Raw genomic sequence first — 18,353 nt, 5'->3', positions numbered from 1 at the left:
CGATTATTCCTCGGATCCTGCTTTCACACTCTTGTCAGCCATGGACGTGGCCATGTGTCCGGCATGCTCGTCGTGACTCATGGCCGCGTGGTCCATGGGTTCTGCTTTCGCGGCGTCATGCTTCATGGCCTCGTGGTCCATGGCGCCATCTTTTGCAGCGTCATGGCCGCCATGGGACATGCCGCCCATGAACTTGTTGATCACATTGACGAACAGCTTGGGATCGGCGCTGGCGAAGTACTCAACCGGGTGGTTTTCGCTCTTCTTGGCCAGGGCATCGAACTCACCCATGGTGCTCAGCATCTTGGGCGACTGTTTCACCTTGGCGACCCAGGCATCGAAACCGGCCTGGTCCTGGGTGGCAATCGCCTTGAACTTCATGCCAGAGAAACCGGCACCGCTGTAACTGCCGGAGATCCCCTTGTACTGACCCGCCTCGTTGGCAATCAGGTGCAGCTTGGTCTGCATCCCGGCCATGGCGTAGATCTGACCGCCCAGCTGGGGGATGAAGAAGGAGTTCATCACTGTGTCTGAGGTCACCCGGAAGTTGATCGGGGTGTTGACCGGGAAGGCCAGCTCGTTGACCGAGGCGATCCCCAGCTCCGGATAGACGAACAGCCATTTCCAGTCCAGCGAAATCACATCGACCTGGATCGGCTTGACGTCAGATTCCAGCGGCTTGTAGGGGTCGAGGGAGTGGGAGGTTTTCCAGGTAATCACCGCCAGGATGGCGACAATAATGACAGGCACGGTCCAGACGACCGCTTCAATCTTGTTGGAGTGGGACCAATCCGGGGTGTATTTGGCAGTGGTATTGGATGCTCTGTATTTACGAGCAAATGCCACCGTCATAATAATCACAGGAATCACCACGATTAACATCAACCCGAGTGCGGTCAATATCAGTGACTTCTGCTCCAGACCAACCTGCCCCTTGGGGCTCATCAGTGCCATGTCGCAGCCACTCAGCAAGCCAGCGGTTGCCATCAACAGCAAAGCGCCCAAGCCCCTCTTTACTTCAAAAGGTCTCATGCAATGTCCTCATCGTTTCAAGGCTTATTGGTATAATAAAAATGCCGCATTTTATTGCATCAGACCGGCATGTGAACAACATGAAAAATTAATCCCGAAATTGTTTTAAGACTGGTGACAACAGGTATCAGATGTTAATCGCTTGACAGTGACCAATTTATTAAATTCACAGTTCATCAATTCATCTTCCATTAATTTATCCCCTCGCCAAAATCGCTCACCAATTAATCAAAATGACCCATTACCCTTATTTTCAGAGGGATAAACAGGGCAAAAAAGAGCCATTCAACCCCCTCTTGATGCACAAGCGCCATCACCATTCCTTGATCTGGATGCGCATATTCCGAGGTGGAATAAAAAAATAATTAATCAAACGAATGTATGATTAACTTCCCGGGACCGATGGAGGTGCAGAAGGGGCTGCCCTGTCTGAGGCCCGCCATGAAAAACGGGCCTCATACAAGGCCCGTTGACGACAACACCCCACCACTGCGTCTCCCTCAGGGGTGTTTATGCTCCATTCGGGTCGCCACGGCGATCCGGTTCCAGGCATTGATGGTGACCACCTGCATCAAGCACTGGGCCAGCAGGGTTTCCCCAAGCAGGGCCAGGGCCTGTTGGTAGGTCTCCTCGGTGAGCCCTCGCTCGCCGATCAGGGTCACCTCGTCGGTCAAGGCCAGCACGGCCCGCTCCCGCTCGTCGAACAGCGGGGATTCGCGCCAGGCGGCCAGCGCCAACAGGCGCTGCGGGCTGTCACCGTGTTTCATGGCCACCTCGGCGTGCATCTCGATGCAGTAGGCGCAGCCGTTGAGCATGGAGGCCCGCAGCTTGATGAGCTCCTTGAGCGACAGGGGAATATCGGTCCCGCCGAGATAGGCTTCGAGCCCCATCATGGCCGAGACGGCGGCGGGTACCTGGCTGGCAAGCTGGATACGATCTGACATGGCAATACTCCTGAGGTGAGCGCCCCCCTTGGGCGATGAGCACATTGTTCACACTTTCATCCATGGATAGAATACCGCCATAACCTGCAACAGTTTTGCGTTTATCGCAAAGGTATACCCATGCTGGATCGCGTCCGCATCCTGGCTCAGGTGGTGGAATCGGGAAGTTTCTCCCGGGCCGCCCGGGCCCTCAACCTGGCCCCCTCCTCGGTGACCCGCACCATAGATGCGCTGGAGCAACAGCTGGGGATCCCCCTGTTCAAGCGCAGCACCCGCCAGCTGGTGCTGACCGAGCAGGGGGAGTACTTCCTCGCCCGCTCCATCCCCCTGCTGGAGGAGGCGGATCAACTGGTGCAGTCCCTGCAGCCCCTGCCGGCGGCGCCAGAGGGCCCGCTTCGGGTCTCGGTGTTCGAGAGCTTCGGCGCCGCCTGGCTGGCGCCGCGCCTGCCGGCCTTCCTGGCCCGCTACCCCGGGGTGCGGCTCGAGATCGAGCTCGACAACCGGCTGGTGGATCTCGACGCCGAAAACGTGGACCTGGCGGTGCGCATCGGGCGCCCCGTGGACAGCGGCCTCCATGCCCGCCACCTGCTCACCAACCGGACCCTGCTGGTTGCCTCCCCCGCTTATCTGGCGCGCCATGGCGAGCCCGCCCATCCCGATGAACTGGCACACCACAACTGCCTCATCCGCGGCCATGGCCGCCAGCGCCAGCACTGGTATTTCCGGCAAGGGGCGCAGCGGCACAGGGTCGCGGTGCGGGGCAACCTCGCCTCGGTCGGCGGCACGCCGCTGCTGTGCGCGGCCCAGGCGGGCACCGGCATCTTGCTGCTGTCGAGCTGGATGGTGCAACAGGGGATCGACGATGGCACTCTGCAGCCGCTGTTGCCGGACTGGCAGGCCTCCCCGTATGAGGATCGCCATGACGAGATCCATGCGGTCTTTCGCGGCGGCCGCTTCTTGAAGCCCCAGACCCGCGCCTTCATCGACTTTCTGATCGAGGTGATGAAGCCCCTGCAAGTGCCGCGCTGATGACTGCGTCCTGGCCATGACTTATGGGAAAAGCAAACGCCGGGCAGAGTGCCCGGCGTCCGGTGTGAACAGCACGTTCAGCGGAAGAGTTCAGCCCGCGGGTTCAGCGAGCATTGCGCCCATCCGGGGGTGAGGTGACGCCGCGATAATCCCCATAGGGGAAGACGCTGCGCAGGCGCTGGGCCACGGGCTCAGGGATGGAGCGGGAGAAGACCAGCCTGACCCCGTTGCCATCGCGCTGACCCAGGATGCGCCCCCGTACCGGCTCCTGCTGCAGGATCTGCTTGGCCTGGGCCAGGAAGCGCGGCGGCACAGAGCCTCGCTTCAGCAGTACCTTGCCAGGCTGCAACCGGATCTCGAACAGGGCGCCCCGCCCCAGCTTCATCAACCACCAGATGAGGGCTATCGCCACCAACAAAGACAACCAGGCCATCCGCTTGCTCCTTGAATACCTCAGTTTTCGTCAGTATAGGCCAGCGTCGGCTGGCAATTATTTGGCGAGCCTCACGCTTTGTCCATCACGCTGGCGAGCGTCTCAGCAATCCTTCCCCCAGGCCACCAGCGTCTCACGATAGAGCGCCAGCAGGGCCTGATCCCGCACCGCCACCCCGACCCGCTGGGCCGGGTAACCCGCCCACTCATCGTGGGGGTGGGACTTGCCGTCGAACTTCTGCAGGGTGTGGCCGATGGCGGGACCATGGTCGATGACCCGTACCGGGCCCTCCCGCAGGGTGAACAGCTCGGGATCGATCACATAGGCGATGGCGGACGGATCGTGCACGTGGCAACCATTGAGGCCGATGCGCTCGGAATAGAAGCGCAGGTAGAAGCGGCTCACCGCCCACAGGAAGCGGCCGGGCTCACCGGCATCGTCCCGCAGGGCATCCAGGTAGGCACTGCTGAAGAAGCTCTGCTGGGTCACGTCCAGCCCGATGATCACCACGGGCCAGGGGGCAGTGAACACCCGATCGGCCGCCTCGGGATCGTCGTGAATGTTGGCCTCGGCATAGGGGGTCACGTTGCCGCGATGGCCGTTGACGCCAAAGGCGCCCCCCATCACCACCACCTGCTTCACTAGCGCGGTGATCTCGGGGGCGGCCTCGAGCGCCAGCGCCAGATTGGTGAGGGGCCCGATTGTCACCAGGGTGATCTCGCCGGGGTTGGCCTTCACCGTCTCGACGATGTATTGCCAGGCCGGGCGAGGATCCGGCGCCAGGGTCACCTCCCCCGCCTCCACATCCCCCAGCCCGCTCGGGCCGTGCACCACAGTGGTCGGCCCCACGGGTTCGCGCAGCAGTGGCGCGGCGGCGCCCTGGGCCACCTCCGCCCTCATACCGTATTTCTGCTTGAGCCAAAGGGCGTTGCGGGTCCCGTTCTCTATGGTGGCGTTGCCAAACACAGTAGTGATGGCGAGCAAGTCGATGGCGGGGTGGGCCTCGGCAAAGAGTATTGCCATGGCGTCGTCGATACCGGGATCGGTATCCAGAATGATCTTGTGGGTCATGGGGCCTCCATACGGCAGAAGTGCCAGTGTAGCGACCTCGAGCCCGTTTAACAGCGTCAGGATCACAGCCTCGACCTTTGACTCCCCCACACTCCGCCGATCGGCGACATCTTGAGCACCTCATCCAGGAGCCTGTGATGGTCAGGGGCCGGAGTGACGACATTCTGGACAGTCGGACCGTCCCCAGCCCCCCGCGCCTTGTGAGCAGGCCTGCGGGATGGTATCACTTGGCCTCACTCTCCCACTCCTCGTCGAGGCGCCAACGTGATCACCCTGATTAAAGAGTCTGACCAGCTGAAGATGCCCTGGAAAAACAAGCAGGGCACCACGGCCCAGATCCTTGTCTCCCCCCCGGGCTCGAGCCTGGACAAGCTCGATTTTGACTACCGGCTGAGCTCTGCCCCCATCAAGGCGGCGGGCCCCTTCTCCAAATTTCCCGGTTATCAGCGCATCCTGCTGCCCGTCAGCGGCGCCGGTTTCGTGCTCAACGGCCACCCCTATGCCACCTTCGAGGCGGCCCATTTCAGCGGGGATGATGAGACCCACTGCGAGCTGCTGAAAAAGGAAGTGACGGATCTGGGGCTCATCTACGACCCGAAACGCCTCAGCGCCAACGTGCGAGTGCTCAATGTGCCCTTCCCCCTGACCCTCACCCTGGAGGCGGACAAGACCTACCTCTGCCACCTGCTGAGCGGTCAGCTCGAGGTGGCAGGCCAAGCCGTGGCCATCAACGAGACCTTGGTGGTCAAGGGGGAAGAGAGCATACGACTGGAGTGCCAGAAGAAGACGGCCATCGCCTTCTTTACTCTGCAGCCGATCGGCTAAACAACAGGCAGGATCAGCGTTTGGGAGCCCGGCCTCCACTATCGAGGCAAGCCTGCATGCTGTCGTAGGGTTCGTAGTACTTGGTGCGGCTGTAGTAGGTGCCGCCCTTGGGATGGCAGATGCCGTTGCGGCTCTTCTTGACCGGGGGCTCCGCCGCCAGCGCGATGGCACACATCAGCAGCAGGCAGCAGCCGAGCACCCATTTGACTGCTCTCATTCTCTCTATCCGTTCGGTTCATCGGCGGGACGCTGGCCCGTTTGCGGCCCAGTCTATCTCATTGATTCTCCGGCTACCGCCGGTCAGATCATGAAAAGAGACGCTTATTCACCGCCCTTCTCCCCCCGATGTAAACCCCAATGAAAAAGCCGGGAGATCCCGGCTTTTTAATGTCATGACAGGCAAAGCGGCTTAGCCGACCTTGAAAGCGCCCTTCATCATGGCGAAGTGGCCGGGGAAGGAGCAGAAGAAGGTGAGATCCTTGCCTGCCAGCCCGTCGGTCTTGAAGGTGACACTGGTGCTCTCGCCGCCGCCCACCAGCTTGGTGTGCGCCAGTATCCTGGCATCGTCCTTGGGCAGGTAGTCATGATCGACACCGGCGCTCATGCCCGCGGTGGCGACGGCCTGATAGTCGGCGGTGTTGGCCAGCACCCAGTTGTGACCCATGTTGGCCACCGGCAACTTGCCCGTGTGGTTGAGAGTCACCGTCACCTCCTTGCAAGTGGCCGGCACGCTCATCTCTTTGAGGTTGTACTGCATGGCGTCATTGCCTTCGATGACCAATGCGCACTCATCGGCCAGCACCGGGGCTGCCAGTGAACTCAGAAGCAGCAGGGTTAACACCTTTTTCATCATCTTCTCCTTTGATTGACGAGGAATGGCAACACCCTTGTCTGGCGAATCGCTCGGCGACACGCTAAAGATGCTGTCATGATCGATCTTCATTGTACCCAAATGTCACCGGATGGCAGCGGCTTTTGCTCAAAGCTGCGGACCAGGTCACTCCCGGGGTCCATTGAACTGTGGAACAGATTTGCCGGCGTCACCCCGCCGCGGCTTAATTATTTCCACCCAGACCCGGCGCCCGGGGCTCGTCAATTGCGGCGCCCTTGGCTAAGCTGCTCCCCCGTCGATGACTCCCGCGAGAATGCAAGATGAAGACCCTCTCCCTGGCCCCCCGCGGCCTGCTGCTCTCCCTGACGCTGCTGTTGACCGCCTGTCAGCCGGCGCCGACCCAGACCCGCATTCAGGGCAACACCATGGGCACCTACTATGCGGTGACCCTGAGCGACCCCTTCCCCGGTGGCCAGGCCGCGCTGCAGGGGGAGGTCGATACCCTGCTGGCGCGCATCAACCAGGAGATCTCCACCTATGATCCTGGCTCCCTCATCTCCCGCTTCAATCAGGACGCAGGCAAGGCCCCCATGGTCATACCGGCCAGCATGGCCAGGATAGTGCAGCAGGGCATGGATGCGGGGCGCCTCACCCAGGGCAAGCTGGACGTCACAGTGGGCCCCCTGGTCAACCTGTGGGGCTTCGGGCCGGACAAGCGCCCGGTCAAGCGGCCCACCGCAGAGCAGATTGCCAAGGCGCGGGAGCGAGTCGGCATCGACAAGCTCAGCCTGACGCCGCAAGGGGAGCATTTCCTGCTCGGCAAGGCCATCCCCGACCTTTATCTGGATCTCTCCACCCTGGGGGAAGGGGCGGCGTCCGACGAAATCGCCGCACTGCTCGAGCGCAAGGGGGTGCACAACTATCTCGTCGAGGTGGCGGGCGCCGTGCGCAGCAAGGGGCACAACGACAAGGGCAACCCCTGGCGGGTGGCCATAGTCGAGCCCTCGGACAGGCCGGGCGCCATCGAGGATGTGGTCACCCCGAACGGCATGGCCCTCAGCACCGCAGGCAGCTATCGCAACTATTACGAACTCGATGGCCGACGCTACTCCCACATCATCGATCCCGCCACTGGCGAGCCCGTCACCCACAAGCTGGTCTCCGCCAGCGTCATCACCCCGACCGCGCTCGAGGCCGACGCCCTCGATACCGCCCTCATGGTGATGGGGCCGGAGCAGGCGATGGCCTTTGCCACCGAGCACAAGCTGGCGGTCTATCTCATCGAGAAGACGGATCAGGGGTTTGCGGCGCGCCACACCCCGGAGTTCGCCCCCTATCTGGTGCGCAGCCAGCCATGAGCAACGAGGCCCCGCAATGCGGGGCCTCTTCATGACGGACGGCTATTCGATGGGGACCCGATGGGGCGCCGGGGTGACCGCCTGTTTGGGCAGTTGCAACGTGAGGATGCCGTTGTCGAAGCGGGCGCTGACCTTGTCCGGCGCCACCTCCACCGGCAGTTCGACGGTGCGTGACACGCTGCCATAGTAGCGCTCGCTGCGCAGAGCCCTGTCTTCCTTGTTCTGACTGTCGTGCTGGCGGATCTCCGCCTTCAGGGTCACCAGCTTGCCGTGCACGTCCACGTGGATGTCCTCCTTGGCCACCCCGGGCAACTCGGCTTGCAGCAGGTAACCGCCGTCGCTTTCCCTCAGATCCAGCTTGATCTGGCTGGGCAGGGGATCCCCGTGCAAGGGCCGGATGTAGAAACCGGAGGCCATGTCGTGGAACAGGTCATCAAACAGGCTGGTTCGGCTCGGTAGCAAACTCATTTGATTCCTCCTTATGGTGCGGGTAAAACATCGGCGGGCCCGCTGCCCGTCTGCAGATCGCCGGGATCTGCCTCCCTTCAAGTCTAAAAAATGGATGGAACCGCGCCACTGTCATCTCGTGCCCGGTTGACGGAGATCAAGTACGCGCCATGATTTTTTGCGGCCCGGCTCTGCGCTCGGCGGGAAAAACGGGGACCCTTCCCATGTTCAATTGCCTGCCTGCGGACTTTGGTGGCACACTTCTCCCACCAGCCCGCAGCGCCTCGATGCAAGACAGATGCAGACACCGGATCCCGCACCAGAGAAGAAAGCACAGCCCAAACCCAGGCGCATCCTGCTGGTCAACGAGCAGCGATCCTTCCAGATGATGATGAAGGCAATGCTGATCAACATCGGCATCAGCCGCATCACCTACATCAATTCCGCCGACGAGGCGCGCCGTCGCTGCCAGAAAGAGAGCTTCGACATCTATCTGCTCGACTACGAGCTGGGGGCGGGGGAGAACGGCCGCCAGTTGCTGGAGAGCCTGCGGGATCAGCAGCTGATCCCACCCCAGAGCGTGGTGATCATGGTCAGCAGCGACAGCTCCCGCGCCATGGTGCTGAGCGCCCTTGAAGCCGAGCCCGACGAATACCTGATGAAACCCTTCTCCCAGGAGCAGTTCTCGTTTCGCTTGAAGCGCGCCCTCGCCCGCCGCCAGGCCCTGGAGAGCGTCTTTACCGCCCTCACCCGGGATGACCTGCCAGCGCTGGTCGAAGCCTGCGCCAGGCAGGCCGATGCGGCGCCGCGCTTCGCCAACTTCTGCCGCTGCCTGCAGGCCGACACCCAGCTCAAGCTCGGCCAGGCCAAGGAGGCGCGCAGCCTGATGCGCCAGCTGCTGGCCGCCCAGGAGAACAGCTGGGCCAGACTGACTCTGGGCAAGGCCTGCTACCGTCTGGCGCTCTATGACGAGGCGGTGAGCCACCTGCAGGCGACGCTGAAGAATACCCCCCTGATGGTGGAGGCCCATCTCTGGCTGGCGGAGTCCCTGCTCTCCCTGGGCAAGGAGGAGCTGGCCCAGCAGGAGCTGCGCCGGGCGGTGGACATCTCCCCCCAGTCGGTGCAGCTCTCCCGCCGGCTGGCAGAGGTGTGCCTGCTGCGCCACGACTACGGCCAGGCCAAGGATGTGTTGCTCTCCCTCATCGACCTGTCGCGCAACTCCATCCATCGCACGCCCCACTACCTGGGGGCCTACATCCAGACCCTGACGCTCTATGCCCTCAACAGCAACGACGGCTATCACATCGCCAATCTGCAAAAGCAGGTGAACTCCGCCCTGTCGCGCATTCGCGATTCCCTGATGATGTCGGAGTTCAACTACCCGGTGTTCGAGCAGATCTGTCAGGCCAGGGTCCGGATTGCCTTGGGAGAACTGCTCAAGGGCAAGAAGATGCTCTATCGCGCCAACCAGAACTGGCTGGACAAGCCCGAGACCATGCCCCCCGCCCTGCTCGGCGAGACCATACTCGCCCTCTACCAGCTCGGGGAGTTCGAGTACGCCGAGAGCCTGCAATCCCTGCTGGCACAGGACGAAGACCGGCTGCTCACCACCTGCATCCAGGTGACCCGCGACGACAAGACGGTGCAGGAGCGCCGTCAGCGCTACCAGCAGCTCAACGATCTCGGCATCAAGGCCTACCAGAGCGGGGAGCTGGAGCAGGCCCTCGGCCATTTCCGCGAGGCCCTGCGCCGGGCGCCCGCCAATACCGGCGCCGCCCTCAACAAGATCCAGGTGCTGCTGCAACTGATGCAGAAGCACCGCAAGAGCCCGGAATTCGGCGCCGAGTGCAAGGAGACCCTGGAGGTGCTGGAGGGCATCCCCCTCAATCCCGCCCAGCAGGATCGCTTCCGCAAGCTGCGCCAGGAATTTAACCAGATAGCCTAACCAGCGGCGCGCCTCCCTCACCTATGCTGATACAGACTCAGGCAAGGAGGGGCGACAGCATGGGGATGTGCCGATACCTGGTGGCAGATGGCCGCCACTGCAGCGAAGAGGCGGGGGATCACGACCTGTGCCACTGGCACGACCCTCATGCCTCTCACTCATCCCCGGACACCGCCGCGGCGCTGGAGCACTATGTGCGCCAGGGAGGCCTGTGCCACGGTCTGCAACTGGCCCGCGCCGATCTCGCCGGTCTCAACCTGGTGAACAGAGAGGGGCCACAGGGGTTCCTGCTGGAGCAGTGCAACCTCTATCGCGCCAACCTGCGGGGGGCTCATCTCTACGGCATTCGCATCAAGGGCGGCAGCCTGATGAAGGCCGATGTCAGTGATGCCAACCTGCACTGCGCCGAGTTGCACGACGTCAACCTGCTCGGCATCCGCTGGAAGAACACCCGGCTCGACAACCTGGATACCGGCAGGCGCCTGATGCAGGACAGGAAGGGGCGAAGCGAGCGGGATCCGGTGCAGGCCCGCGTCTGGTTCAAGGAGGCGGAAGAGACCTATCGGGATCTGCGCAAGGCCTCGGAGGCCCAGGGGATCTTCACCATGTCCGGCCGCTACATCCAGCAGGAGCTCACCATGCGCCGCCTGCAGATGCCGTTCTGGTCCTATCACCGATTCGCCTCCTGGATAGTGGATCTCTTCTGCGGCTACGGCGAGGCCCCCATGCGGGTGGTGCTCTTCTCCCTGCTGCTCATCTTCATCTGCAGCATCTTCTACTTCTTCTGCGGCCTCAACTTCGCGGGCAACCACCTCATCTACCGCCCGGAGGCGACCCTCGAAGAGAACGCCATCTTCCTGCTGGAATGCCTCTACTACAGCGTGGTGACCTTCACCACTCTCGGCTACGGCGACTTCACCCCGGTCGGCCTCTCACGGATCTTCGCCGCCTTCGAGGCCTTCACCGGCAGCTTCACGCTGGCGCTGTTCGTGGTGGTATTTGTCAAAAAGATGACCCGCTGACAAGCTCTCCACACTCCTGCGGCGGGGCAGTAAACAGGTTGCCGATAACCCTATACCGGGCAGAGGAGCCGCGCCGAGCACAGCCCGGGAACTTGCATCCAGACCGGATTCCTAGTCCAATAGCGACTAATAAAAACGACATGAGCATCCCTGACATGAAGATCATCTCTTTCAATATCAATGGCCTGCGTGCCCGTCTTCATCAGTTGCAAGCCATCATCGACAAGCACCAGCCCGATGTGATCGGCCTGCAGGAGATCAAGGTCCACGACGAGGCCTTCCCGGTCGCGGACGTGGAGGCCATGGGCTACCACGTGGTCTTCCACGGCCAGAAGGGTCACTACGGGGTCGCCATCATGAGCAAGCAGGCGCCCATCGACGTGCAGAAGGGGTTCCCCACCGATCCCGAGGATGCCCAGCGCCGCATGATCATGGCCAGTTTCAAGCGGGAAGATGGCTCCCTCATCAAGGTGATGAACGGCTACTTCCCCCAAGGGGAGAGCCAGGATCACGAGACCAAGTTCCCGGCCAAGCAGAAGTTCTACGAGGACCTGCAGCACTACCTCGAGACCCACCACAGCCCGGACGACCAGATAGCGCTGATCGGGGATATGAACATCTCTCCCACGGATCTCGACATCGGCATCGGCGAGGCGAACCGCAAGCGCTGGCTGCGGGATGGCAAGTGCTCCTTCCTGCCCATCGAGCGTGAGTGGATGGAGCGGCTCAAAGGCTTCGGCCTCACCGACACCTTCCGCGCCGCCAACCCCACCGAGTGCGAGCGTTTCTCCTGGTTTGACTACCGCTCCAGGGGCTTTGACGAGAACCGTGGCCTGCGCATCGACCTCATCATGGCGTCCAATGCCCTCAAGGACAAAGTGACCGAGACCGGCATCGACTACGAGCTGCGCGGCATCGAGAAACCCTCCGATCACGCCCCCATCTGGACCTGCTTCGCCTGATCCCGGTGCCGGGCCTCCTGGCCCGGATCTCTGCCATCTCCCGACCCCAAGCCCCTGCCGATGCGGGGGCTTTTTTGTTTATAGCCCCGCCATTTCTTAATCCATATCAACTCTTTGGCAGAGCGGGTCTGCCATACCTTGACCTTCTCCTGTTGGTAAGGTTTACATTTCTCATATTCGTTACAGGAAAGATGCACCATGTTGTCATCGAGATTGCCCACAGAACTCATCGCCCGGCTATTGCTGGCGTTGTTGCTCGTCTGCAATCTCACCCTCTGCATCGGCTGGCATGGGGCAGCCACCGCCCTGCCAAGCGACGCATCCGGTTCCATCCTGACTCCGGCGCTGTCCCCCCTGTCTCATGGGCTGCACCAGAGCGAGCCGGTGCAGCACGCCGCCATGCACCAGGCCGACACAGCGTCCCTCTCCTGCCACGGGGGCCCCTTGAGTGAGGCGGCCCCATCGGGGGAGGAGTGCCAGATGCAGAGCGGCGTCTTTGGCGCCACCAGTGTGCCGCCCCTGCTCGGCCTGCTGCTGTCATTGCTGCTTCCGCTGTTGTTGCTGCCCCCTTCGTGGCATGTCGGTCCCCTGCTGGACAACTGGTTGCGGGATCCCTTCCTGCGCCTGCGTGGAACCCACCCCCCCTCCTGGCCCAGACGGCATCTGATGCTGTCCGTGCTGCGCCATTAGAAACCACTTCTCCCGTTAGCCCGGGCGATGGCGCTGCCATCGCCATGCCGTGCACGGCCGATCCGTCGGCCCTGCCCCCATTGTCGGCCAACCCAGTCCGCCGAGCGCCACGTGCCTGTTGCACCGCATCCGCTCACGGCCGGACGGCCCGATACGAGAGAAGAAGTACCATGTCATCACCCAAGACGTTCGCGCCCCGTAGCGCACTGTCCTCCCGCCCGCTGTGTGCCGGAGGCCTGTCATGAACAAGACCCTGTTAATGGCGGCGTTGCTGCTCGCCCTCGGCGCCGGCGGCGGCTACTGGGCCGCCAAACAGACCACGGATGGCGCCAGCGCCGAGAAGACGCCCCTCTACTGGGTCAACCCCATGGATCCGCGCGACAAGCGCGACGGCCCCGCCAAGGACAACATGGGGATGGACTTTATTCCCGTCTACGAGGAGCAGAAGAGCGGCTCGCCGGGCACCGTCACCATCAGCCCCGAGATCCAGCAGAACCTGGGGGTGCGGCTCACCAAGGTGGAACGATTGCCCATCCACCAGCAGATCGAGACGGTGGGCTACGTCGGCTATGACGAAGACCGGCTGGAGGCGGTCAACGCCCGCATGGCGGGCTGGATCCGCACCCTCGCCATCAAGAGCGAGGGGCAGCAGGTCAGCAAGGGAAGCCTGATTTACGAGCTCTACGCCCCGGATCTGGTCAATGCCCAGCACGAGTACCTGCTGGCGCTCAATACAGCCAACCCGCTGCTGCTGCGCGCCGCCGAGGGCAAGCTGAAATCCCTGCAGGTGCCGGCGGATCAGATAGCGGCCCTCAAGCGCAGCCGTCAGGTGCAGGAGACGGTGCGCATCTATGCCCCGAGCAGCGGTTATGTCTCCGAGCTCAAGGTGCGCGAGGGCCAGTACGTGGAGCCCGCTGCAGCGCTGTTCAACATCAGCACCCTCAAGCAGGTGTGGGTGAGTGCCGAGGTGTTCGAGCGCCAGGCGGCCCAGCTGAAGGTGGGTGATCCGGTCACCATGACCCTGGACTATGCCCCCGGCCGTCACTGGCAGGGCCGGGTCGATTACCTCTATCCGACCCTGGATGCCGCCACTCGCACCCTCAAGGTACGGCTGCGCTTCGCCAACCCCGACGAGTTCTTGAAACCCAATATGTTCGCCAAGGTGAGCATTCGCTCCGGGCAGGGGGAACCCCGGCTGGTGGTGCCGAGCGAAGCGGTGATCCGTACCGGCAGCCAGGACAGGCTGGTGCTGGCGCTGGGGGATGGCAGCTTCAAGTCGGTGGCCGTCACCCTGGGCCCGCAGTTTGGCGACAAGGTTGCCATCCAGGAGGGGGTTGAAGCGGGGGACAGCATCGTCAGCTCGGCCCAGTTCCTGCTCGACTCCGAATCGGCCATCGATTCGGACTTCCAGCGCATGACGGCGGTGCGCCCCGCCCAGGTGTGGACCCAGGGTGAGGTTGAAAGCATCGATCTCGCCAACCGCACCCTGATGGTCTCCCACCAGCCCATCCCCGAGTGGCAGTGGCCCGCCATGGAGATGGAATTCACCGTGGCCGAGGGGGTCGATATCAGCAAGCTGGCCGAGGGACAAACCCTCCATCTGCAGGTGATGCAGGAGGGGGATGAGTACCGCATCACCACCATCCATCAGGAGAAAGCGCCAGCAAGCGGCGACGCAGCTAAACCCGCGACGGATGAGATGGGCAAGATGGAAGGCATGGACCATAGCCAACACGATATGGGAGCCAAGTCATGATCCCTGCCATCATTTGCTACCTTGCCGACAAACAGGTTCAGCTCTCTGCACCAAATGAGCAAGGAGCCCAATCATGATCCCGTCGATTATTCGCTGGTCCGTGGGCAACCGCTTTCTGGTGCTGCTGCTGACCGTCATGCTTACCGCCTGGGGGCTCTGGTCGGTCAAGCAGACCCCGGTGGACGCCCTGCCGGATCTCTCCGACGTGCAGGTGATCATCAAGACGGCCTATCCGGGCCAGGCGCCCCAGGTGGTGGAGGATCAGGTGACCTACCCGCTCACCACCGCCATGCTGGCGGTGCCGGGGGCCACCACGGTGCGTGGCTACTCCTTCTTCGGCGACTCCTTCGTCTATGTGCTGTTTGATGACAACACCGACCTCTACTGGGCCCGTGCCCGGGTGCTGGAGTATTTGAGCCAGGTTGCGCCCAACCTGCCCGCCTCCGCCCGCCCCCAGCTCGGCCCCGATGCTACCGGGGTGGGCTGGGTCTACCAGTACGCGCTGGTGGACAGAACCGGCAAGCACGACTTGAGCGAGCTCACGTCGCTGCAGAACTGGTTGCTCAAGTTCGAGCTGCAGACGGTGGACGGCGTCTCCGAGGTCGCCACCGTGGGTGGCATGGTGCGCCAGTATCAGGTGCGGGTCGATCCCGACAAGTTGCGCGCCTACGGCATCCCGCTCTCCCTTATCGAGACTGCCATCCAGCAGGGCAACCAGGAGACCGGCGCCTCCGTCATCGAGATGGCGGAAGCGGAGTACATGGTACGCTCCAACGGCTATCTGAAAAGCGTTGAGGATCTGAAGCAGATCCCGCTCGGTACCAATGTGCGCGGCGCCCCGCTGCTGCTGGGCGATGTGGCGGATGTGGTCACCGGCCCCCAGAGTCGACGCGGCGTCGCCGAGCTTAACGGCGAGGGGGAAGTGGTGGGTGGCATCATCGTCATGCGTTTCGGCGAGAACGCCCAGCACACCATAGACGGGGTCAAGAAACGGCTCGCAGAGCTCAAAAGTAGCCTGCCGGAAGGGGTGGAGATCGTCACCGTCTACGATCGATCCGATCTTATCCAGCGCGCCATCGACAACCTCTCCGGCAAGCTGCTGGAGGAGTTCGCGGTGGTGGTGCTGGTCTGCCTCGCCTTCCTGTTTCACCTGCGCTCATCCCTGGTGGTGGTCATCTCCTTGCCCATCGCCATCCTGACCGCCTTCATCGTCATGCACCTGCAGGGGATCAACGCCAACATCATGTCGCTGGGGGGCATCGCCATCGCCATCGGCGCCATGGTGGATGGCGCCATCGTGATGATCGAGAACGTCCACAAGCATATGGAGCGCACCGAGCTGACGGAGAAGAACCGCTGGCAAGTGATCGTCGAGGCGAGCATCGAGGTGGGGCCCGCCATCTTCTTCTCCCTGCTGATCATCACCATCAGCTTCCTGCCAGTGTTTGCGCTGGAGGCGCAGGAGGGGCGGATGTTCCACCCGCTCGCCTACACCAAGACCTATGCCATGGCGGCGGCGGCCGCGCTCGCCATCACGCTGGTGCCGGTGATCATGGGCTACTTCATCCGTGGCAAGGTGCTGGCGGAGCAGGCCAACCCCCTCAACCGCTGGCTAAGCCAGGGCTATGTGCCGCTGCTCAAGGCCGTCTTGGCCCGTCCGAAAACCACGCTGGCCATCGCCGCCGTGGTGACGGTGGCGGGCTTCTGGCCCCTCAAGTACCTGGGCTCCGAATTCATTCCGCCGCTCGATGAGGGGGACATCATGTATATGCCCACCACCGCGGCCAATATCTCGGTGGGCAAGGCGCGGGAGATTTTGCAGCAGACCGACAAGCTGATTCGTACCGTGCCCGAGGTGCAGAACGTGTTCGGCAAGGCGGGGCGCGCAGAATCGGCCACCGACCCCGCCGATCTGGTGATGATGGAGACCAGCATCCAGCTCAAACCCCGTGACCAGTGGCGCCCCGGCATGACCCCGGAGAAGCTCAAGGAGGAGCTCGACTCCCTTATCCGCTTCCCCGGCCTCACCAACGCCTGGGTGCCCCCCATCAAGACCCGTATCGACATGCTGGCCACCGGCATCAAGACCCCGGTCGGCATCAAGATTGCCGGGCCCGATCTCAAGGTGATCCAGCAGCTCGGCCAACAGCTTGAGCAAGTAGTCGGCAAGGTGGAGGGCGCCTCATCGGTCTACGCCGAGCGGGTAGCAGGCGGCCGCTATGTGAAGGTGGATATCGACCGGCTCAAGGCGGCCCGCTACGGCCTCAACATCGCCGACGTGCAGGCGGTGCTCGCCACCGCAGTGGGCGGCATGGAGGTGGGGCAGACCATCGAGGGGCGCGAGCGCTACCCCATCAACCTGCGCTACCCCCAGAGCTATCGCGATTCTGTGGCCAGTCTTGAGCTGCTGCCGCTGGTGACGCCGAGCGGGGCGCGCATCGCGCTGGCGGACGTGGCCCGGGTCTACATCAGCGACGAGGCGCCCATGCTGCGCAGTGAAAACGCGCGCCTCAACGGCTGGGTCTACGTGGATATTCGCGGCCGCGACATCGGCTCTTTTGTGGCAGAGGCCAAAACCGAGGTGGACAAGCAGCTGGTGCTGCCGGCGGGCTACGCCCTCACCTGGTCCGGTCAGTACGAATACATGGAGCGGGCCAAGGCACGCCTCGCCTACGTGGTGCCGCTCACGGTCGCCATTATCGTGCTGCTGCTCTATCTGGCGTTTCGCCGCTTCCAGGAGGTACTGCTCATCCTCACTACCCTGCCGCTGGCGGTGGTAGGCGGGATCTGGACCCTCTGGCTGCTCGACTTCAACCTCTCGGTGGCGGTCGGGGTGGGCTTTATCGCCCTGGCCGGGGTAGCGGTGGAGACCGGTGTCTTGATGCTGGTCTACCTCAACCACGCCTGGGATGACCTCGTGGCCTGCGGCAAGCCGGACCAGGCGGGCCTGCACCGGGCAGTGATCCACGGCGCCGCCCTGCGCCTGCGCCCCAAGATGATGACGGTGGTGACCATCATCGCCGGCCTGTTGCCCATCATGTGGAGCCAGGGCACAGGCTCCGAGGTGATGCAGCGCATCGCCGCCCCCATGATCGGCGGCATGGTGAGCGCGCTGGTGCTGACCCTGCTGGTGCTGCCCGCCGCCTACTACCTGTGGCGCAGCCGGCACCTGGGAGCGACCGAGCACCAATCCGCCGGCTAACCCGGTGGCTGCGCCCTTTTTAACAACCAAGAATGTGAATAAACGACGAGGAAACACCATGAACTACAAGACGCTGACCCTGACCCTGCTGCTTGGTCTCGCCGCCCACACCAGCCTGCAAGCCGAGGAGATGATGAACCATGCCGGCCACGACATGGGCCAGATGAGCCAAATGGAAGGCATGAACGAGATGGGCGAGATGGCGATGACCCAGGGGGTCATCAGCCGCATCGACGCGGCCAACGGCAAGGTAGGCATCAAGCACGAGGCGATCGACAACCTCAAGATGCCCCCTATGACCATGGTGTTTCGGGTGGCCGATCCGGCCCTGATCCAGGGTCTGAAGGTGGGGGATGCGGTGCGCTTCCACGCCGAGAACCCGGGTGGAAAGCTGACACTCACCCGCTTGCAGAAACAGTAAGCGTCAAGCGGTAGAAGTGATATTCGGGTATGGAAGGTGGCTGTTCTTCACCTCCCATACTCTTTTTCTTTATATTTCCAGTCATCCTGTCCTTCTACTGGAGTGACACCACCCAAGCCTTGAAAATAAAAAACTCATTAGGCTTGGCTACCTTTTAAAACTCGGCGTGATATTACCCGCGCAGCTTTAAGAAGATAGTAAAAATAACAACCCTGTTAATAACACATCATTGCTCACCATTCAGTTTACATTCAGCAAAAAGTAGCCATCTCCCCTTACTATCAGGACTCCTCATTCATGACAGGAGTCATATCAGACCAATAAAACGATCGATAAACCTAACCAATATAAATCTATATGAGAGCAACCATATTGCTTTCGGCT

Annotated in this window: 17 protein-coding genes; 10 read left to right on the top strand and 7 right to left on the bottom strand. The window is 62.3% G+C overall.

From position 1 onward, the window contains the following. Nucleotides 1-3: 3 nt before the first annotated feature. Together cyoA and ACB039_RS13610 are read right to left on the bottom strand one after the other, a co-directional pair. Complete coding sequence (gene cyoA / locus ACB039_RS13615; protein ID WP_371165873.1) at nt 4-1,032, bottom strand: cytochrome o ubiquinol oxidase subunit II; 1,029 nt, start codon at nt 1,030-1,032, stop codon at nt 4-6. Nucleotides 1,033-1,532: 500 nt separating this feature from the next. Continuing rightward, nucleotides 1,533-1,976 (bottom strand): carboxymuconolactone decarboxylase family protein, encoded by a 444-nt coding sequence (locus tag ACB039_RS13610; protein WP_171269910.1) that lies wholly within the window; start codon nt 1,974-1,976, stop codon nt 1,533-1,535. Between the two features lie 120 nt (nt 1,977-2,096). Between ACB039_RS13610 and ACB039_RS13605 the strand changes: the two genes are divergently transcribed. After that, complete coding sequence (locus ACB039_RS13605) at nt 2,097-3,005, top strand: LysR family transcriptional regulator (protein WP_371165872.1); 909 nt, start codon at nt 2,097-2,099, stop codon at nt 3,003-3,005. Nucleotides 3,006-3,108: 103 nt separating this feature from the next. On the opposite strand, the gene ACB039_RS13600 is transcribed toward ACB039_RS13605, so the two are convergent. Both ACB039_RS13600 and ACB039_RS13595 read right to left on the bottom strand, forming a co-directional pair. Beyond that, entirely contained in the window at nt 3,109-3,438 is a 330-nt protein-coding gene (locus ACB039_RS13600) for a DUF3634 family protein (RefSeq protein WP_005326902.1), read from the bottom strand. Between the two features lie 102 nt (nt 3,439-3,540). Continuing rightward, nucleotides 3,541-4,509, bottom strand: coding sequence for a nucleoside hydrolase (locus tag ACB039_RS13595; protein ID WP_371165871.1), 969 nt, complete (start codon nt 4,507-4,509; stop codon nt 3,541-3,543). 264 nt (nt 4,510-4,773) lie between these two features. Between ACB039_RS13595 and ACB039_RS13590 the strand changes: the two genes are divergently transcribed. Then, on the top strand, nt 4,774-5,334 hold the full coding sequence (locus tag ACB039_RS13590; protein WP_171273505.1) for a HutD family protein: 561 nt from the start codon (nt 4,774-4,776) through the stop codon (nt 5,332-5,334). 13 nt (nt 5,335-5,347) lie between these two features. On the opposite strand, the gene ACB039_RS13585 is transcribed toward ACB039_RS13590, so the two are convergent. Further along, nucleotides 5,348-5,551: a hypothetical protein gene (locus ACB039_RS13585; RefSeq protein WP_041205382.1), complete on the bottom strand. Its 204-nt coding sequence runs from the start codon at nt 5,549-5,551 to the stop codon at nt 5,348-5,350. 192 nt (nt 5,552-5,743) lie between these two features. After that, nucleotides 5,744-6,184, bottom strand: a complete 441-nt coding sequence (azu, locus tag ACB039_RS13580) for an azurin (protein ID WP_042648133.1) — start codon at nt 6,182-6,184, stop codon at nt 5,744-5,746. A 302-nt stretch (nt 6,185-6,486) separates the two neighbouring features. Between azu and ACB039_RS13575 the strand changes: the two genes are divergently transcribed. Beyond that, the gene (locus ACB039_RS13575) at nt 6,487-7,524 is read left to right on the top strand and encodes an FAD:protein FMN transferase (protein WP_371165870.1); all 1,038 of its coding nucleotides are present in this window, start codon (nt 6,487-6,489) and stop codon (nt 7,522-7,524) included. Nucleotides 7,525-7,566: 42 nt separating this feature from the next. Here ACB039_RS13575 and ACB039_RS13570 read toward each other — a convergent pair whose 3' ends face one another. After that, nucleotides 7,567-7,992, bottom strand: a complete 426-nt coding sequence (locus ACB039_RS13570; protein ID WP_041205380.1) for an Hsp20/alpha crystallin family protein — start codon at nt 7,990-7,992, stop codon at nt 7,567-7,569. A gap of 277 nt (nt 7,993-8,269) precedes the next feature. Between ACB039_RS13570 and ACB039_RS13565 the strand changes: the two genes are divergently transcribed. The 7 genes from ACB039_RS13565 (at nt 8,270) to ACB039_RS13535 (ending at nt 17,969) form a co-directional block, all read left to right on the top strand. Further along, a complete protein-coding gene (locus ACB039_RS13565; protein WP_005326910.1) occupies nt 8,270-9,916 on the top strand; it encodes a tetratricopeptide repeat-containing response regulator in 1,647 nt (548 codons plus the stop codon). 59 nt (nt 9,917-9,975) lie between these two features. Next, nucleotides 9,976-10,938: an ion channel gene (locus ACB039_RS13560; RefSeq protein WP_371165869.1), complete on the top strand. Its 963-nt coding sequence runs from the start codon at nt 9,976-9,978 to the stop codon at nt 10,936-10,938. A 155-nt stretch (nt 10,939-11,093) separates the two neighbouring features. After that, the gene (gene xthA / locus ACB039_RS13555) at nt 11,094-11,900 is read left to right on the top strand and encodes an exodeoxyribonuclease III (protein WP_041205378.1); all 807 of its coding nucleotides are present in this window, start codon (nt 11,094-11,096) and stop codon (nt 11,898-11,900) included. 198 nt (nt 11,901-12,098) lie between these two features. After that, nucleotides 12,099-12,590, top strand: coding sequence for a hypothetical protein (locus ACB039_RS13550; protein WP_371165868.1), 492 nt, complete (start codon nt 12,099-12,101; stop codon nt 12,588-12,590). A 241-nt stretch (nt 12,591-12,831) separates the two neighbouring features. Beyond that, entirely contained in the window at nt 12,832-14,346 is a 1,515-nt protein-coding gene (locus tag ACB039_RS13545) for an efflux RND transporter periplasmic adaptor subunit (RefSeq protein WP_371165867.1), read from the top strand. Between the two features lie 73 nt (nt 14,347-14,419). Next, on the top strand, nt 14,420-17,548 hold the full coding sequence (locus tag ACB039_RS13540; RefSeq protein WP_182788316.1) for an efflux RND transporter permease subunit: 3,129 nt from the start codon (nt 14,420-14,422) through the stop codon (nt 17,546-17,548). A gap of 58 nt (nt 17,549-17,606) precedes the next feature. Next, nucleotides 17,607-17,969: a copper-binding protein gene (locus tag ACB039_RS13535; RefSeq protein WP_371165866.1), complete on the top strand. Its 363-nt coding sequence runs from the start codon at nt 17,607-17,609 to the stop codon at nt 17,967-17,969. Nucleotides 17,970-18,353: the final 384 nt, after the last annotated feature.

The sequence above is a fragment of the Aeromonas sp. S2(2024) genome (assembly GCF_041402505.1).
In the GTDB taxonomy this organism is placed as follows: Bacteria; Pseudomonadota; Gammaproteobacteria; order Enterobacterales; family Aeromonadaceae; genus Aeromonas; species Aeromonas media.
This window is presented reverse-complemented; position numbering and strand designations above follow the sequence as displayed.

Excerpts from the sequence above, each read along its gene's own strand:
- ACB039_RS13550 (WP_371165868.1), top strand. The coding sequence starts at position 12,099 with ATGTTGTCATCGAGATTGCCCACAGAACTCATCGCCCGGCTATTGCTG.
- ACB039_RS13535 (WP_371165866.1), top strand. The coding sequence starts at position 17,607 with ATGAACTACAAGACGCTGACCCTGACCCTGCTGCTTGGTCTCGCCGCC.
- azu (WP_042648133.1), bottom strand. The coding sequence starts at position 6,184 with ATGAAAAAGGTGTTAACCCTGCTGCTTCTGAGTTCACTGGCAGCCCCG.
- ACB039_RS13585 (WP_041205382.1), bottom strand. The coding sequence starts at position 5,551 with ATGAGAGCAGTCAAATGGGTGCTCGGCTGCTGCCTGCTGCTGATGTGT.
- ACB039_RS13545 (WP_371165867.1), top strand. The coding sequence starts at position 12,832 with ATGAACAAGACCCTGTTAATGGCGGCGTTGCTGCTCGCCCTCGGCGCC.
- ACB039_RS13610 (WP_171269910.1), bottom strand. The coding sequence starts at position 1,976 with ATGTCAGATCGTATCCAGCTTGCCAGCCAGGTACCCGCCGCCGTCTCG.
- ACB039_RS13575 (WP_371165870.1), top strand. The coding sequence starts at position 6,487 with ATGAAGACCCTCTCCCTGGCCCCCCGCGGCCTGCTGCTCTCCCTGACG.
- ACB039_RS13570 (WP_041205380.1), bottom strand. The coding sequence starts at position 7,992 with ATGAGTTTGCTACCGAGCCGAACCAGCCTGTTTGATGACCTGTTCCAC.
- xthA (WP_041205378.1), top strand. The coding sequence starts at position 11,094 with ATGAAGATCATCTCTTTCAATATCAATGGCCTGCGTGCCCGTCTTCAT.
- ACB039_RS13565 (WP_005326910.1), top strand. The coding sequence starts at position 8,270 with ATGCAGACACCGGATCCCGCACCAGAGAAGAAAGCACAGCCCAAACCC.
- ACB039_RS13560 (WP_371165869.1), top strand. The coding sequence starts at position 9,976 with ATGGGGATGTGCCGATACCTGGTGGCAGATGGCCGCCACTGCAGCGAA.
- ACB039_RS13540 (WP_182788316.1), top strand. The coding sequence starts at position 14,420 with ATGATCCCGTCGATTATTCGCTGGTCCGTGGGCAACCGCTTTCTGGTG.
- ACB039_RS13605 (WP_371165872.1), top strand. The coding sequence starts at position 2,097 with ATGCTGGATCGCGTCCGCATCCTGGCTCAGGTGGTGGAATCGGGAAGT.
- ACB039_RS13595 (WP_371165871.1), bottom strand. The coding sequence starts at position 4,509 with ATGACCCACAAGATCATTCTGGATACCGATCCCGGTATCGACGACGCC.
- cyoA (WP_371165873.1), bottom strand. The coding sequence starts at position 1,032 with ATGAGACCTTTTGAAGTAAAGAGGGGCTTGGGCGCTTTGCTGTTGATG.
- ACB039_RS13600 (WP_005326902.1), bottom strand. The coding sequence starts at position 3,438 with ATGGCCTGGTTGTCTTTGTTGGTGGCGATAGCCCTCATCTGGTGGTTG.